Genomic DNA, 16,198 nt, shown 5'->3' with positions numbered 1-16,198 from the left:
GGCGACGGCGTTGGAATTGTTCTTCGGCAACTTGGTGATCGAACCGGAAAAAGCGAGTGAACAGCTTAATAGCGTCAAATACAGCGCGATGCTGAAACGCCCTGTTTGGCAGATCCGCTGGGGCACGTCGCTGGCGGTGCGCGGCGATGATACCGGGGACAAGGGGGCGATCACCGAAGGCTCGGGCGGCAAGCGACCAAGCTCAGGTTTTCAGGATGAAGAATTCGGGCCAAGCGAATTCGGATCTGGTGAATTTGGCATGGAGGCTGGCGGAATGGGGCGAGGAAACAACGCCACCGCCAATTTGGACCAGACCGCCGAAGCCGAACTCGAAGAAGCTCTGGGATTGGTGGCCGAAGTGATCGCCGAACAATTTTCCGTTCGATTTTCACGCGGCGATTTCGGTCTGGCACTCTCGTCCATCGCACCGCCTCCGTCTGTAGTCGCTACGCCCGACAATAACGAAGGTGATTCCATGGAGCAAGAAATGGATGAAGCGATGGAGCGTGAGCGAATGGAACAAGAACGGATGCGGATGGAACAAGAGCAGATGGATATGGAGATGGAGCGATCGATGGCTTCGGGCTCCGAATTTGGCAGCAATCGTGCTGCCGAGATGGAAGCGGTAGCGCCGCTTGACGACACACCCAAGATTGATCCTGGACTCGAGCCATTTCCGATGTGGAAGCCAGGGATTGTCTATCTCGGATCGGTCAGTTCGGCCGAAGCGACAAAGAAAGCAAAGGCTCGCGACATCGACTTTATCCTGCATTTCGACGTGATTTTAAAAGAGGGTCGCGAAGGCGCGATTCAAAATATTTCTCGCTGCCGAATGATTCGCGTTGCCGATGGCAAAACGATCGGACTTTCCAAGGCTTCGGACAGCGTCGAAGTCCAGCGGCCCGGTACCGTTGCACGTGACTACGTCAACGAACAGGTCGCCAATCTGTTTGCCATCATCGATCGGCAAATGGTGTTAGCCGACATGCCAAAATTGTCGCCTGAGATTGCCAAGCGACGGATCGCCTCGCTCTTTTCCGGTTCGAAAGCGGATCGCATCAAAGCGCTCGCAGAGATTCGGCTGTATCAATCCCAGCAACTGATCAGTGACGAGGATGCCGAAAAAGCGTTCCATATCGTTGGGGGAGCCGATGGAATGCGTCTGCTGTATGGCACCCAAGAGGATCAAATTGCCACGGTGCACGAGTGGGTGACCGAAGCGTTGACGATCGAAGAATAAACTGCGGGCTCGCAGTAAAAATTTTTCCACGGCAAATTCTCTGCCGCACAATTTGCCTGACGATCCTCGTCATGCAAACAGTACGGCAGAGATGAAAAAACGTGGTTGGCATTTCCGCTATCCCTGGCGATCCAGCGACGTCTTCGACAGCTGTGACAACAGTCGGGAGGACAACAGTCGGGGGCTTCAAACCCGTCGACAAAATCACATCGCCACCGGCATCAATACATCCGCAGCCGGAGTGAGTCGCACGTTCTTGCAGCGTGACAACTGGAATTGCCGAGGCGCTTCGCGGCAAAGGCATAAGCCCAGGAAGCGATAGCTGCCCATAAACCGAATCGGGCTGACGATGCGGTGGGTTTGGTTGCCCTCGGCATCGACGTAGTCCATTTCGATGACGTAGTTGTCACAGTCGTGCATAGCGCGTCGCAAAATTGTGTTCATTGGTACCTCGAAAACATGAAAGGAAAGTCGTTTACTTGACTACTTCCAGTATTCGTGATGCCTGTGACACGTCAGGTCACAGCGAGAAAAAATATTTTGCGACTTGCCGAGAAAGAGCGAAAACAGCGTTTTTTACGTGTTTTTCTGCGAAGGGTTTGCCAGTTTCGTTTAACCGATAGGCGATAGCCGTACGCATGACGGATGCGGATTCGCCGTCGTCCGACTGTTCCGCTACGCGCAAAATCCCCGATCCCTTTAAAGGAAAGTGCTTTGCAGCGTCTCGCTGAAAGTGCTCACCGACCCGGCCGTCTAGCCACCGTTATCCAATCGTGGGAAGCCAATGCAGCAGCGATTGCAACGACGCTGACAATTCCAGTGCCAACGTCATCTCTTGGCTGCGGGCGACGATGTAGCCCACGAACAAGATGTAGATTCCTAGCAGGATGAAGGCCTTGCCGCTTCGCATTTCGACGTACTGGATTCCCGTCTCACTCACGCCTCGTTTGCCAACGTAGTAAACAAAGAATCCGACAATGGTCAGCACCAGCAACAGCAATCGCAACTCGCCACTTTGGGCGACAACGTCGGGCGACATTTCGATCGGGCCGTGCAGTAGCGTGAATAGGAACAAGGGAAATCCCAGCGCAAAGCAAATGTCAAACACGTTGCTGCCCAATGCGTTCGCGACGGCATCGTCGTAATCGCCGTCACGAGCATCGCGAATCGACATCACCAAGTCGGGAACGCTGGTGGCCATCGAGGCAAAGATCACGGCGACGAACATCGCGGGCATTCCTATTCCCTGCAATTCGTAACCAAACAGTGAGTAACTGGGGTGCTCAACGCTGCCGGTTCCCAACCACTCGCACGCTTTGACCAACAACCAACACGCCGCACCGATGACGGCGGTCGATGCCAACAAAAGCGGCCATCCGTTCCACGTCTCCTCGTCGATTTGTTGACGATGTTTCTCTCGCACGAAAACACGTTCCATATCCATCAGTGGCCCGAGCGACAACCAATAAAACGTGTGTCCTAAGACGCTTCGTTCGGCCGCCGCTTCGCCTTCGAAATCCTGCTCGTCCTCATCCACCGCAGCGTCTTCTGATCCTGTGGCTCGTTTCATCGACAGCAGCATGAAGGCTAGATAGGTTCCGTACAGCCCCATCAAGATCAATCCTTGCCACCAATGCAATCGAGCACCATTGATCAACAGGATCAGGATGATTTCGCAAAAGATCAGCGACAAGCCATCCCGCAGCAAGACTTTGGTGGAAACGTTCACCGACGTCACGCGAATCCCTAGCACGACCGCACCGACGACCGACAAAATACACGCTGCGGGAATGATCATGCCGTTGAACAGCGCGCTTCCAGCGGTGGTGCCGATGCCGACCGAAAATCCGTCTCGATCGGACAGCACAAATAATGCGATCAGTGTGGTAAACAGTTCGGGAACACTGCTCGAGATCGCATTGATCGTGCCACCACGTACCCCTTCGGAGAGGTTGCGACCAATGTATTCGGACGCAATTTCAAAACTGTCGCATGCCCGCCAGATCAACAGACAGGTAAAGAAAATCAGAACCAGTGGAATCAAGATTCCCATCAATCACTCTTGCTTCGAAGACACATTGTTTTTTTGCAGGACACCCCAGCGATTTGCATCAGGAATGCAATGTGATAAGGGCTGGTCCGGTGCCTCGCAATCGGTCTCGTAAATCGCAAACTAGTTTTCCTGCAACAACTCGAGCACTTCGATTGCCAAAGCATCCACGGCGTCGGTCGCGGTATTGGCCAGCACGACCACCGCCGATTGAGTGTCGCGGTTGACCAGGATGATGCTGTGGTAGCCCCCCGTCTGGCCGCTATGAATGCGAGTTGAGCCTTTGCCCATCAAGTGCCAACCGAGTCCCATCGAATTGTCGGAATCGTCGCCGACGTGATGTTTTTTCCACGCCAGTTCGATTGCCGAGCCAATTTCGTTTCGAGGCACCTGCAAATGCACTTTTGCAAATCGCATCATGTCCGAAATCGTACTGCGGATGCCTCCGGCCCCAGGCATGTCGGCGAAGCTCCAGTTCGATGTCGGCTGTTTTTCAGCATCGTAGGGGGTGGCCAGTCTCGCTTTCTGTGCCGGAGCCAATTCGACAGCGGTGTCGGGCATTCCCAGCGGCTTGGTCAGCCTTTTCTGCAATAATTCGTCGTAACTTTTGTTCGTTTGGCGGCTGATCAAGTGTCCGAGCAACCCAAAGGCAAGATTCGAGTACTCGTATTGTGTCCCGGGAGCTCGGCTGAGCGAATGCGAATTTAGAAACTCGTAGGCCAACGCCGAGGTGTAGTCGCCGTAGGGGTTGGCGGTATGCAGGCTGGGCATATTGTCGCCTAATCGCGGCAGCCCTGATCGATGCGTGGCGATGTCGAGTACGGTAATCGGGCGATCCGGCCAACTCGGCATCGTGACCGCCGTGGGCAACAATTCGCTTACCGGTTGGTCCAAACGGATCTCGCCTCGCTTAACAGCGTCGGCGACCAGAATGCCGGTAAACACTTTCGAAATCGAACCGATCTCGTAAAGTGTTTGGTCGTTTGGCGGCGGCCCGATTTCGCTGGTGCGTCCGTGATGGACGGTTGCCGATTCGGCACCCTGGATCACGCCGATCGAAACTCCCATCATCGACTGTGATTGAATATAGGTTTTGGCGAGCTTTTGTACGCGCTGCTCCAGTCGTCCGACGCCAGAGGGTTCCTCGGGGATTGCTTCGAACGAAAGGCAAACTACATAGATTGCAGCAAAAAAGGTGCGACCAAAAATTGCAGGGAAAAGACGAAGCATGGGATTCCAATCGATCAGGGCCTGGGCAATCGCATTTTAGCAGCAAAAAACCGGCAAAATATTTCGCCACGGTAATTCGCTTTGCTGGCGACGCCGGGGGCTTTTATACTTACACTGTCTGATGGGACCCCCGCCCAAATTGTCCTCTCCACGAGCGAAATCGGATCCCCGATTCTCGTTTGATCCTTCCCACCGATTCCGCTGAATCCTTGAGCTGTCATTTTCAAATGAAACGCATTTTCTCTGGATTTCTCTGCTTCTTGATAACGACGACCCTTTTATACGGGGATGGATTGACACCGCGTGAAGAGTTCTTTGAGAACCAAGTCCGACCGTTGTTGATCGAAAAGTGTCAAGAGTGCCATGGTTCGGAGCTGCAGGAATCCGATTTACGGCTTGATGGTTTGGCGTTTGTCTTGCAAGGCGGGATTAGCGGTCCAGCCGCGGTCGCTCGAAATGTCGATGAAAGTTTCATCATCAAAGCGGTACTCGGCCAGGATGGTTTTGAATCGATGCCACCGGATGAACCGCTCAGTCATGCCGAAGTCGCAGTGTTGCAAAAATGGGTTCGGATGGGATTGCCTTGGCCCGCCAGCGACGAACCGGTTGCCCCATCGCTCGGTGACCAAGTCGCGATCAACAAGATCGCAGAAACACATTGGGCGTTCCAACCGATCGCAAATCCACCGGTGCCCAAGATCGAGGGACGCTGGGAAACGTGGGTAGCGAATCCGGTGGATGCGTTCATCGCTCGCGAATTGATCGACAACGACTTGCAACCATCGCCCGCAGCGGAGCGGAGCGTGCTGGTTCGACGACTCTATTTTGATTTGATCGGGCTGCCACCGACAGCGGACGAGGTGGACGCATTTGTCCGCGATCCCCGAACGACCGATGTTGTGGTGGCCAGTACGATCGAGCAACTGTTGGCGAGCGATCATCATGGTGAACGCTGGGCACGGTACTGGTTAGACCTCGCCCGTTACGCCGATACTCGCGATTGGCAGGCACAAGCGGAACTGCGTTACCCGTATGCCTATACCTATCGCGATTATGTGATCGACAGTTTGAATGAAGACAAACCCTACGATCAGTTTTTGCGAGAGCAAATCGCAGCCGACTTCTATACCGATGATCCTGCGGCGCCTGAGTTGGCTGCGATGGGATTGTTGACCGTCGGACCGCAATTCCGCAACAACCGGGTTGAACAAGCGGCCGACAAGATTGATGTGGTTTGTCGCGGATTGATGGGGATTACCGTGGCATGTGCGCGATGCCACGACCACAAATACGACCCTGTTCCGACAGAAGACTTTTATTCGCTGTACGGAGTCTTTGCCAGCTCCAAGACGGCGGATGATTTCCCGATCATTCCAACTGATCAACCTCGCGGCGAACTGCAGGCTGATTTCGAGAAAAAGCTCGCTGCAAAACAACACGAACTGTTGCAATACAAAAAACAGCTTCGCGCCGACGCCGTCAAAGAACTTCGCAGCAAGCTGCCTCTGTACGTCAAAGGCTTCACGATGATGACGCTCGAAGGCAAACTGGATATTCGCAGTGCGATCAGCAAATTAAAGGTCGTCGACATCGCGATGACGCCACTGAATGACTCGCTCGCGCAGGAACTGAAAAACAATCGTTGGAAAGATGATGCCGTGCTTGGACCGTGGCACGATGGTCTGTCACTGAGCGAGGCGGCATTTAAAAAACAGCGCCCGGCTCTGCTTGAGAAATGGTCCAGAGACGATTCGCTTAATCCGCAGATCAAACGGAAACTGACATCGACATCGCCAAAATCACGTGCGGAATTGGCACTGGCGTACGCCGATGTTTTCGATGCGACATTGAAACAATGGAACGGATTTAAAAAGTCTCATCCTGATGCCGAAGTTTTTGATGACGATTCACTCGAAGCAATCCGCGTCCGTCTACTCGGTCGCGAAGGTTGGTTTGATCTGGATGTCGAGAAAGTGGCCTCGGCATCACGTTTGTCAGGCAAAGGCCGCAAGAAATTAGGAGATCTCGAGAAGGCGATCACCGAGGTCGAGGCCAGTCATCCAGCGGCTCCGCCACGAGCGATGACGGTTGTGGATTTAGAAAAACCAATCACGCCCTTTGTGATGCTGCGAGGCGAGCCCAAACGACGTGGTGACCGCGTCCCGCGTCAATTCTTGAGCGTGCTGTCCGATGGGAAACCTAAGCCGTTTCGCAACGGCAGCGGACGCCAAGAATTAGCTGAATCGATCGCGGATGAAAACAATCCGCTGACCGCTCGGGTGTATGTCAACCGCGTCTGGGCTCGCTATTTCGGCAGCGGGTTAGTTGAATCGCTCGACGACTTTGGTTTGCGAACGGCGCCGCCAAGCCATCCCGATTTGTTGGATTGGTTGGCCAGCGAATTCATGCGAAATGGATGGTCGATGAAATGGTTGCATCAAGTGATCACATCGAGCCATACGTACGCTCAATCGAGCGACGCGAACGATCGAGGTTTGCAGCTGGATCCCGAAAACCGACTGGTTTGGCGTCAGAATCGTCGCCGTCTCGATTTCGAAGCGATGCGTGATTCAATGCTGACGGTCGCCAATTCGCTGGACCGAACCATCGGCGGTCGTTCGGTCAAACTGAGCGAGACTCCCTATACCCATCGCCGATCGATCTATGCCTACATCGACCGAATTGAATTGGACCCGATGCTGCGGACGTTTGACTTTGCCTCGCCGACCGCTTCGGCGGCGTCGCGCGCTGAAACGACGATTCCGCAACAAGCCTTGTTCAATATGAATCACCCGTTTGTCGCCGAATTGGCTCGTGAAGTGGCGAGTATCGCGGCAGATGAATCGTCAATGGACGAGCAAGTCGAAAAGGTTTACCGGCAAGTCTATAGCCGTGATCCGTCACCACAAGAACGATCGATGGCGAGTGCGTTTTTGACATCATCGTCCGGGACTGTGGCAACGCAGGATCAGGTTTGGCAATACGGATATGGGCCGCTCGTCGTCCCTGAAAACGCCGATGATCCATTGGCTGCTTTTTCACCATTGGAATTTTGGACGGGATCGGTTTATCAGTTCAGTAGTGAGTTTCCCGATCCTGTGATGAAACATCTGCGTATCACCGCCAACGGAGCTCACCCAGGCAGGAACGATGATTTCTGTGTGATCCGCCGCTGGACCGCACCGGATGACGGCGTTGTTGAGGTGAGTGGCAAATTGAAACACGCCCGCGACAATGGCGACGGTGTGACCGCAACTGTTCGCTCAAAATCACTTGCTGAATCCTTTACCGTGGCAAACAGCGAAACAAAGACGACGGTGGATCGTATACCGGTGGTCAAAGGCCAAGTGGTTGATTTTGTCGTCTCGCCGCGATCAACGACCACGGCGGACGCTCATATTTGGACGATTGAGATCAAGGGGATCGAAGGCGAGATTGCGGATTCCGCATGGAACTCGAGTGCCGATTTTCAAGCACCACCGCCTCCTCCGCTAACACCGCTCGCCCAACTGGCACAAGCGTTGATGCTGACCAACGAATTTCTATATATCGATTGATACCCACTATGACTTTCCAATCCATTGACCGACGACGAATGCTGTCGCGTAGCGGCATGGGTCTAGGCATGCTTGCCCTGGCCGGAATTTTAAGCGACGAGTCCCAACGTTCCGCCGTATCGGCAAGCGAGCCGATCGCCGGTAATTCGCTGAGTCCGCGTCCGCCCCATTTTCCGGCGCGGGCGAAACGGGTGATTCACTTGTTTGCCAACGGAGGGCCAAGCCAGATCGATACGTTCGATCCGAAGCCGGACTTGGCCAAGTTTGCCGGCAAAACGCTGAGCGACAAACTCGGCCGCGACCGACGACTCGGCGGTGTTGGCCATCCGTCGACGTTCAAGTTCACCAAGCATGGTGAATGTGGAACCGAGGTGAGTGAATTGTTTCCCAACATCGCCAAGCACGTCGACAAGATGTGCGTGATTCGGTCGATGGTGACCGATGTGCCGAACCATGAACCCGGATTGATGATGATGAACTGTGGCGACATCGTGCGTCCACGACCAAGTGTCGGTTCATGGGCACTTTACGGATTGGGAACCGAGAACCAAAGTTTGCCTGGATACGTGGTGATGTGTCCTCGGGGGCTGCCGACCGCCGCGACCGCGAATTGGCGAAACGCCTTTTTGCCGGGGATCTATCAAGGCACACACGTGGACACCCAGTTCACTGATCCCGAAGAATTGGTGGCCAATATCGAGAACAAATTCTTGGTGCATGATCAACAGCGACGGCAATTTGATTTGATCCAAGATTTGAATCGCTTGCATTTAAGCCAACGTGAAGACGATCAACAGTTGACCGGCCGAATCGAGTCACTCGAGTTGGCGTTTCGTATGCAAGGCGAAGCCCGCGAGGCGTTTGACATTTCGGACGAACCCGAACACATTCAAAAGATGTATGGGGATTCGCTGCAAGGTCGTCAAATGTTGATCGCACGTCGACTGAGCCAGCGCGGCGTGCGTTATGTCCAGGTGTATCACGGTGCGGGACAGCCTTGGGATTCGCACGCGGCGATCGAAAAGAATCATCCACGGTTGGCACGCGAGTGTGATCAACCGATCGCGGCACTGTTGGCGGATTTGGAACAGCAGGGACTACTCGATGAGACGCTGGTGATTTGGGGCGGCGAAATGGGACGCACGCCGACGGTACAAATGCCGGTGACAGCGAACCCGGGTCGCGACCATCATGACGATGGATTCACGGTCTGGATGGCCGGCGGCGGCGTCAAGGGCGGCATGACCTACGGAACGACCGACGAAGTCGGATTGAAGGCGGTCGAAAATCGCGTCCACGTGCATGACCTACACGCCACGATCCTGCATTTGCTGGGGTTCGATCACACGCGGCTAACGTATCGCTACGCCGGTCGTGACTTCCGGCTGACCGATGTCCACGGCAACGTCCAACACGCCATCATCGCCTAGTGTGGGATAGGCTTCCAGCCTGTCATCGGGTGCAAGGCCCTATGTAGGATAGGCTTCCAGCCTGTCATCGGTCGCAAGGTCTTTCCTCCACCGTTGCGACTCCACTCGCCCGTAGCGAAACTCGCCAAGCGTTTTGAAAGTCGGAGTTGTCTGGCAAAAGTCTTCGCGATTTTTGCTTAACGGCTTGTTGATTTGATCGTTTCACCGTTAGCCGAAGGCGTACTCGCATCCGTTAGCGTACGTCAATCGGCTGACGGTTAAACGAAACATTCTAAAGTCAGGCTAAATCAACAAGTCGCAAACGACTTACGGTGCGAAGGGATCATCCGCAGGGGTTTGCGGCAACCGCGGAGCCGCAAACGGATCCTGCATCGGCTCGGCGCTGAACGGATCGTCGGCAGCGGCTCCACCGCCGAACGGATCGCCACTAAAGGGATCCGGTTTTGCTGCGAACGGATCATCAGTGGGTGGGGCGGGTGGCATCATCTTCTCCTGACGCATCAGCTCGGTGAGCATGTGTTTGGCCACTTGCACACGTCGATCCATTTCGATGATCTGTTTGGCGAGCATCTGGATGCGACGTTTTCGTAATTTGTCGACGTCACTCGCACTGGGCTTCACAACGGGTGCTGCAAACGGATCGTCACTACTAGATTGGCCCACACTCACCTGGGCCTGGAGCGGCAACTTGAAATTATTCGATGACGAAGGCGTGCCGATCTTGGCCGTAACTTTTTGTGGTAAGGATGCAGAGAGGAGTTCAATCGGGAGCGCTCGGCTAAAACCGGTTCCTCGCTCCAGTCTCGACTTAGGAATCTTCCACGCATGATATTCACCGGGTAACAGACCGACCGCCAAGTAGGTTCCGTCTGCTGTTGGATGGGCGACGATTCCCAGCGGCCGATATTTAGACCTCTGTTCGCGTGTCGAGTCGGCTAAACGAATGTAGTCATCGGCATGCGTCAGATTTGGTTTTGGGGGCGTATCAATAATCCGTGTCAACACGATCAATTGTTCGTCACTGGACCAATCGGGCATCGTCGCTTCGTTCAAATCCCCGCGGATCTCCAAATCGACCGCTCCATCGGCTACCAGTGGGATAGGAGTGGTGTTGGTGCCTGTGATCTTGCCTGATCTTGCCACGACAATTCGGCTGGGGCCACCCATCAGCGACAACTGGTTTAGTAGTGTGGGATTGTGCTGGACTTCCTCGAAACGATCTTTGGGGACCAGCGTCAGGCGGACTTCACCAGGCGGCATCTTCACCGATGCAGTGTGAAAGCCATCAGCGTCCTTCTCATCGGGTTCGGTCAGCGGAGCGACTTGCCAATAGGAGACGTACGAATGAAAACGCCAATCGGAGGTGCCTGGGCCAGTTTCGGCAGTGGACGTATCGCCACCCGAAAAACCAGTATGCCCAGGGGTCGACATTTCCGGTTTCGCAGCAAGCTGCGGACGATGAAACGCGAACTGCGGATAGACAAATCCGTTGGTCCAAAGTGCCAGCACCACGTAGCGATCCGCTACATAGTGTCGCGGCACGGAAAACGTCAATGTCGCCGATTCACGTAGTCGGATCTTCTTGATCAGGTTGGTACTCGGAGGAACAAAGGCAAACTCGTTTTTTGGATTGGTGGCAAAGAAGATATCGGGAGCTCCAGGATCCAAATAAAGAACATTCGACGGCGGTGCAGTCGTTTGTACTGCTTCATCGGGTACCATCCCCGTTTCCATCTCCATTCCCATGTCGGACCCCATCCCCATCATCATCTCACCTCCTCCAGCCATGCCCATACCGCCCATACCACCCATCTCTTGCGGATGTTCAACCTGGATGCCTTCACCCTCATCGATCAGGCGAATGTACCCGATGGATCCTCTGGAGCGTCTGTCGCCGTTGCTCGAAGTGACCACCTTGCCATCGGGCAAAAACACAAGCTCTCCGTGCTCAAATCGATGGACAATCGTATCTGGAGCGTACTTTCCATCGGGACCGACAACATGAATCCGGTTTGTCGGTGCTTGCGAATTCGGTTCTTGCGAATACAGAGGCGACCCCCAAATCGAGATCACCGCCAGAAACGTCAAAACGCCGCTTGTCTTTAAGAGCTTAGTTTCCATCGTTGTTCTCATCCGTTGGAGTGAGTGTTTTGTTATCGCGCAAACGATCCAGTTCATCGCTCAGGGCGTTCATTTCCAAATCGAGTTCTCGCATGCTGGTTTCGAGCTTTTCGATTTGCGAATCGTCATCGACACGTATCGACGTCATGGGAACGGCTGAAAAACCGGCGCCAGCGATGGATGCGTTCGCCGGGGCGAATGACGGATCGTTCATGTTCGCCTGCGGTAAACGCGCCGACATCGAATTTTGCGGGATAGCAACAGGGACGGCATTGCCAGGCGGTTCCGCGGGAGCGGCCAAAGCGTTTCCGTCCGCGGGTTGCGAAGCGGTCGCTCGCGATGACAAGCCCTCATCGACCGGCCACTCGGGCAAGCCGGTAAGACTGAACGAGACCACGATCAGCAACCAGAGCACGCCGATGAGCGACGGCAACAGTCGCCGGCGATTTTGTAAACGAGATGGCAATTTACACCTCACAGGATCAAGTAAATGTTGCTCACACGATCGCAGGATCGTTTCACACTGGGCTGCGGTTTCCGGCCGATCGTCAGGATCAAGTGCGTGAAGCCAGTCAACTAACCGGTACACCCACGTGGGAAGATCGCGGTCGGTTTGGGCTAATTTGGGCATCTCGCCGCGAGCAATCGCGGCAACGATCGTATGCGTCGGCAATCCCTGCATCGGCGGCTCGCCCGTCAACATCGACCACAACACGGTGCCGAGCGAATACAAATCGCTCTGCGGTCCGGCCTCACTCCCGCGTGCTTGCTCGGGCGATAAAAAGCCAGGCGTTCCGACGATCACGCCGGTGTTGGTCATCGAGACATCGTCTTGAATTTTGGCGATCCCGAAATCGGTCAACACCGCTTGTTCGGTTCCTTTGCCCAACAAAATGTTGCCGGGTTTCACATCGCGATGCACGACACCGTGTTGATGAGCGGCCGATAAAGCCGCAGCAGTTTGCCGAGCAATCCGGATCGCATCCAGCACATCCAATTTGCCATGCTGTTCTAAACGAGACATCAGCGATGGGCCGGGCAAATAGGGCATCACCAAGTACGGGATCCCTTGCCAGCGATCAACTTGGTAAATCTCGATAATATTGGGGTGACGAATCGTTGCCGCCGAGCGGGCTTCGCGTTCGATCCGCTCCAGCGCCGAGGGGAGTTCCAGTAGATGTGCTGCAGGCAACTTCAGGGCGACGATACGATCGATATCAACATCACGGGCCTTCAGCACGGTTCCCATTCCGCCGCTGCCTACGATGCCGCAGATCTCAAATCGGCCGATCCGCCCAAGCGAATGAGGATCATCGCTGGGCGATAAAATCGCGCGTAGTACTGGCGATAGCTGCACCGATACTTCGATTTCATCAAGTGCCGGTGCGTCCAACAAATCCTCGTTCAAGCTATGGGACGAGGTTTTCCAAAACGTTTCGTCTGCAGCGAGTTGTTCCAGACGCGATGCACATTGTTGACAATGATCCAGATGTTGTTCCATCCGCGGATTGTCCGTCCCCGCCAACAGCGACTGGAAATCAGAGTCGGCCAAACAGAATTCCGCATTCGACTTCATGATCGTTCCTCCTCGGATTCGATCTGCTGGACCTGTTCGCGTAATCGCCGTACGATCCGGCTGCGGATGGCATAGATTGCCCCGCGTGATTTGCCCAAACGCTGCGTGACACTGTCGATCGATTCGCCCTCGACGTGAGTGGACCAAAACGCGTCCCAGCTCGTTTCGTCATAATCACCTCGTATCGCATCGGCGGCCCACCGGATCAAGACACGCTGGCGATCATTCTCCCAATCGTTGCGTGAATCCTCGGTCGCCGCCGGTCGCGACTCGAGTGTCATCTGATGCGTCGTGCCGCCGATGCCTCGATGGTTCAAGTCACGACAGACTACGTTGACGAGCGAATTGCGTGACACGCGGTTCAGCCACGCCGTGAAACGATCGGGTGGTTTTTCGCCAGATGCCTCGTCGCCATGTCGATGCCAGCGGCTGGCAGCTCGTGCCACTCGGCGGATCACATCCGCGACGACTTCGTCGGCGGCGTGATGATCGAGTCCACGCCGCCGGGCAAATCGATAGATCACAGGTCGATACAACGCATCAAACCGCTGCCACGCAGTGTGGTTGGCAAGATCGCCGATCTCGGAGATCAGCAGCGGAGAAGGTGTCGGCCAAGGCGTCATGGGAAAACAGATTCGTCTCAAAAAATGAAAAGAGAAGACGCATCGAAGCGAGTTCAGCTAACAGTATGACCCTTTGAGGGGCCCCGATCTGACGCCTGGCAAGAAATTAAATCAGAATTTCTTGTCCGTTCGCGACTGCAAGGCAAAAGATTGCGGTCAATGTCGCCATCGCTCATAATTTCAGACTGTGAAACAGCGAGGCAGGAGTCTTTCCGGAGGTTAGCCGCTTTGGCGCTAGCCACGGTTCCGGCATTTAACCGGAGTAAATGCCCAAAACGGCCAACGCTGTGAAGCATTTTTTCGTAGCGAAACTCGCAGAGAGTTTCGGTTTTACTCGCATGGCCGAAAGTCTCTGCGACTTTCGCTACAGTAAATTCGCGTTTTCCTTATAGGAAGAAATGCTTCACAGCGTTGGCCCAAACGGCTAACTGGATCTCATCCAATGATTCCTGCTTACCTAAGTTGACATTCTCAATGAGTGGCAGCGTCGACCGACGCCTTCAAGAAATTATGAATACACAACACTATCAATCCTACCGCGGTCTTCCTTCGTTGGCGGGACTCAGTTCGCTCGAGCGGGCAATCCAGTGCGACTGGAGTGTCCAGGAGAGTGCCAAACGCTGGAAACGTCTTCATTTTGTGTTCAAACGGCTGTATGAAACGCTAACAGCAAAGATCACCGCCGAGCCGATCTATGAACTCAAAACGCTGTTTAGCCATCATGCCTACCTGTGCAGCGAACAAGTCAGCTCGATTCGTCGCCGCGTCGGCGAGATGCGTGAACCTCCGCTGGGACTCGACAAAGTTCCTCATCCAGGACTCGAGCGATTGATGGACGAAATCGCCGCGGCGCCGACGACGAATGAGTTTCTCGTCGGGGTGTACGAGGTGGTGTTTCCCGCAGTGCTCGAGGCGTGTCAACGATTCAAAACCGACGCGCATCCGCTTGCCGACGCGCCCTCGATCCGCATCGCAAAGCTGATCGAATTCGAAATCGATGAAGTCCAACAGTTAGGTGAACAATCGATCGCGTGCTTGGTTGACCATGATCAACGCAGGTCGATGCAATCCTGGGTCGATTGTTTGCAGCAATGTCTCCGTGCGGCCGGTGAATTGGATGGTACCGCGACAAGTGACACCTCGGTCCCCGAGCCGATGCACAGCCGGACGGCGTTTGTTTACCAAGCGGAACCTCGGCGTGATGAGCGGTTCCAGGATTCGTTTAATGCCGGCGTCAATCCCGAAGCGTTCTTGTACGACTCGCGTTTTTCCGCACGCGACAAGACATTGATGATGTACTACAAGCGAATCCGAGAATTGGATGTGCCCGAGATGATGGCGAGCATCTTGGTGGAAATTGGGGACGAAGAACCGTGGGATTTTCACGCCGAGATGTCACGGCAACTGTGGGACGAAGCTCGACACGCGATGATGGGCGAAGTCGGGTTCGTCGCGCAAGGAATCGACTGGACAAAAATTCCGATCAATTTCACTTGGTCACGCAACTTGAATACACAGCTCGACGCACGCGAGCGTCATGGCGTGTTGTTTTTTATTGAGCAAGGGTTGATGCCCAAAACAGGGAAGCGGTACGAATGGGAAGTCGCAATGGAAAGCGGCGATCCCCTGTCGAGCGTGTTTCAAGATTTTGATTGGGCCGATGAAGTGCTACACGCTCAGATTGGTCGTCGTTGGTACGTGCCAAAGTTCGCTTCGCTCAATGAAGCTCTCGACTACGGTGACCGCTGTTGGTCCAAAGTGCTCAGCCATTGGCGTGCGTACAAAGAGCAAGGTTTGACGGAGCATCGAAATTGGTGGCCCGAACTTTATGAAACCGCCTGCGGTAATTGGGGCGTCACTCCGGACCCCGCCGCACTCGCGTTTGACACCACCTACGAAGAGAGCCGCGCCGATTTGAAAGAGATCAAGTAGTGGGATAGGCTTCCAGCCTGTCATCGGTCCTCCGTCTCCAAGTAGCGAAACTCGCAGAGAGTTTCGGATGTGGCTGTTAGCCGGATATTGGTCTATTTGCGCGGACGTAAAAGAGGGAAGCAAGGCAAGGTAGATACCGATGACAGGCTGGAAGCCTATCCCACATTTAGCTGAATAGGGCTAGACGTTGGACTCGGTGATTGTTGCTGTCCAAGACGTGCACGCGGTCTTGCGAGTCGACCACCACGCCCCATGGCTGGTACAGTTGCCCGGGCTGGAATCCGGGGGCACCCCAAGTGGCGATCCACTTCCCCTCCGGCGTGAACCGCTGTAATCGTTGGTTGCCGTATTCGCAAACGATCAAGGTTCCATCGCTGGCGAACGCCAAATCGTACGGATAATAAAATTCGCCCGCGGCGTCGCCTTCGCGACCAAAGAC

At 54.6% G+C, this 16,198-nt stretch carries 10 protein-coding genes and 1 pseudogene; 4 read left to right on the top strand and 7 right to left on the bottom strand.

What is annotated here, in order from left to right; translation table 11 throughout:
* A partial coding sequence (locus RMSM_RS40480; RefSeq protein WP_160168197.1) for an EMC3/TMCO1 family protein occupies positions 1–1,240 on the top strand: 1,240 nt, incomplete at its 5' end.
* Positions 1,241–1,444: 204 nt separating this feature from the next.
* On the opposite strand, the gene RMSM_RS00320 is transcribed toward RMSM_RS40480, so the two are convergent.
* From RMSM_RS00320 to RMSM_RS00310, 3 genes are all read right to left on the bottom strand, one after another.
* Complete coding sequence (locus RMSM_RS00320; RefSeq protein WP_236621942.1) at positions 1,445–1,684, bottom strand: WYL domain-containing protein; 240 nt, start codon at positions 1,682–1,684, stop codon at positions 1,445–1,447.
* A gap of 319 nt (positions 1,685–2,003) precedes the next feature.
* Positions 2,004–3,293, bottom strand: a complete 1,290-nt coding sequence (locus tag RMSM_RS00315) for a sodium:calcium antiporter (RefSeq protein ID WP_008689800.1) — start codon at positions 3,291–3,293, stop codon at positions 2,004–2,006.
* 120 nt (positions 3,294–3,413) lie between these two features.
* On the bottom strand, positions 3,414–4,520 hold the full coding sequence (locus RMSM_RS00310) for a serine hydrolase domain-containing protein (protein WP_008689798.1): 1,107 nt from the start codon (positions 4,518–4,520) through the stop codon (positions 3,414–3,416).
* Between the two features lie 227 nt (positions 4,521–4,747).
* On the opposite strand from RMSM_RS00310, the gene RMSM_RS00305 reads away from it, so the two are divergent.
* Both RMSM_RS00305 and RMSM_RS00300 read left to right on the top strand, forming a co-directional pair.
* Positions 4,748–8,077: a PSD1 and planctomycete cytochrome C domain-containing protein gene (locus RMSM_RS00305; RefSeq protein ID WP_052031427.1), complete on the top strand. Its 3,330-nt coding sequence runs from the start codon at positions 4,748–4,750 to the stop codon at positions 8,075–8,077.
* An 8-nt stretch (positions 8,078–8,085) separates the two neighbouring features.
* Positions 8,086–9,507: a DUF1501 domain-containing protein gene (locus RMSM_RS00300; RefSeq protein ID WP_008689793.1), complete on the top strand. Its 1,422-nt coding sequence runs from the start codon at positions 8,086–8,088 to the stop codon at positions 9,505–9,507.
* Between the two features lie 306 nt (positions 9,508–9,813).
* Here the strand turns inward: RMSM_RS00300 and RMSM_RS00295 are convergent, their stop codons facing one another.
* The 3 genes from RMSM_RS00295 to RMSM_RS00285 are packed head-to-tail and all read right to left on the bottom strand — an operon-like array spanning position 9,814 to position 13,827.
* Positions 9,814–11,628 carry a hypothetical protein gene (locus tag RMSM_RS00295; RefSeq protein WP_040763289.1) on the bottom strand — a complete coding sequence of 605 codons (1,815 nt, stop codon included), beginning with the start codon at positions 11,626–11,628 and terminating at the stop codon, positions 9,814–9,816.
* Positions 11,618–13,204 (bottom strand): serine/threonine-protein kinase, encoded by a 1,587-nt coding sequence (locus tag RMSM_RS36255; RefSeq protein ID WP_008689789.1) that lies wholly within the window; start codon positions 13,202–13,204, stop codon positions 11,618–11,620. Before RMSM_RS36255 ends, RMSM_RS00295 begins: the two co-directional genes overlap by 11 nt.
* Positions 13,201–13,827, bottom strand: a complete 627-nt coding sequence (locus tag RMSM_RS00285; protein WP_008689786.1) for a sigma-70 family RNA polymerase sigma factor — start codon at positions 13,825–13,827, stop codon at positions 13,201–13,203. The genes RMSM_RS36255 and RMSM_RS00285 overlap by 4 nt, the downstream gene beginning before the upstream one ends.
* Positions 13,828–14,337: 510 nt before the next feature.
* Here RMSM_RS00285 and RMSM_RS00280 point away from each other — a divergent pair.
* Positions 14,338–15,759, top strand: a complete 1,422-nt coding sequence (locus RMSM_RS00280; protein WP_040763291.1) for a hypothetical protein — start codon at positions 14,338–14,340, stop codon at positions 15,757–15,759.
* Between the two features lie 166 nt (positions 15,760–15,925).
* On the opposite strand, the pseudogene RMSM_RS00275 reads toward RMSM_RS00280, so the two are convergent.
* Positions 15,926–16,198 (bottom strand): annotated as a pseudogene (locus RMSM_RS00275) (hypothetical protein); the annotation flags it as partial.

Origin of the sequence: Rhodopirellula maiorica SM1, from assembly GCF_000346295.1 — a bacterium.
Taxonomy (GTDB): Bacteria; Planctomycetota; Planctomycetia; order Pirellulales; family Pirellulaceae; genus Novipirellula; species Novipirellula maiorica.
This window is presented reverse-complemented; position numbering and strand designations above follow the sequence as displayed.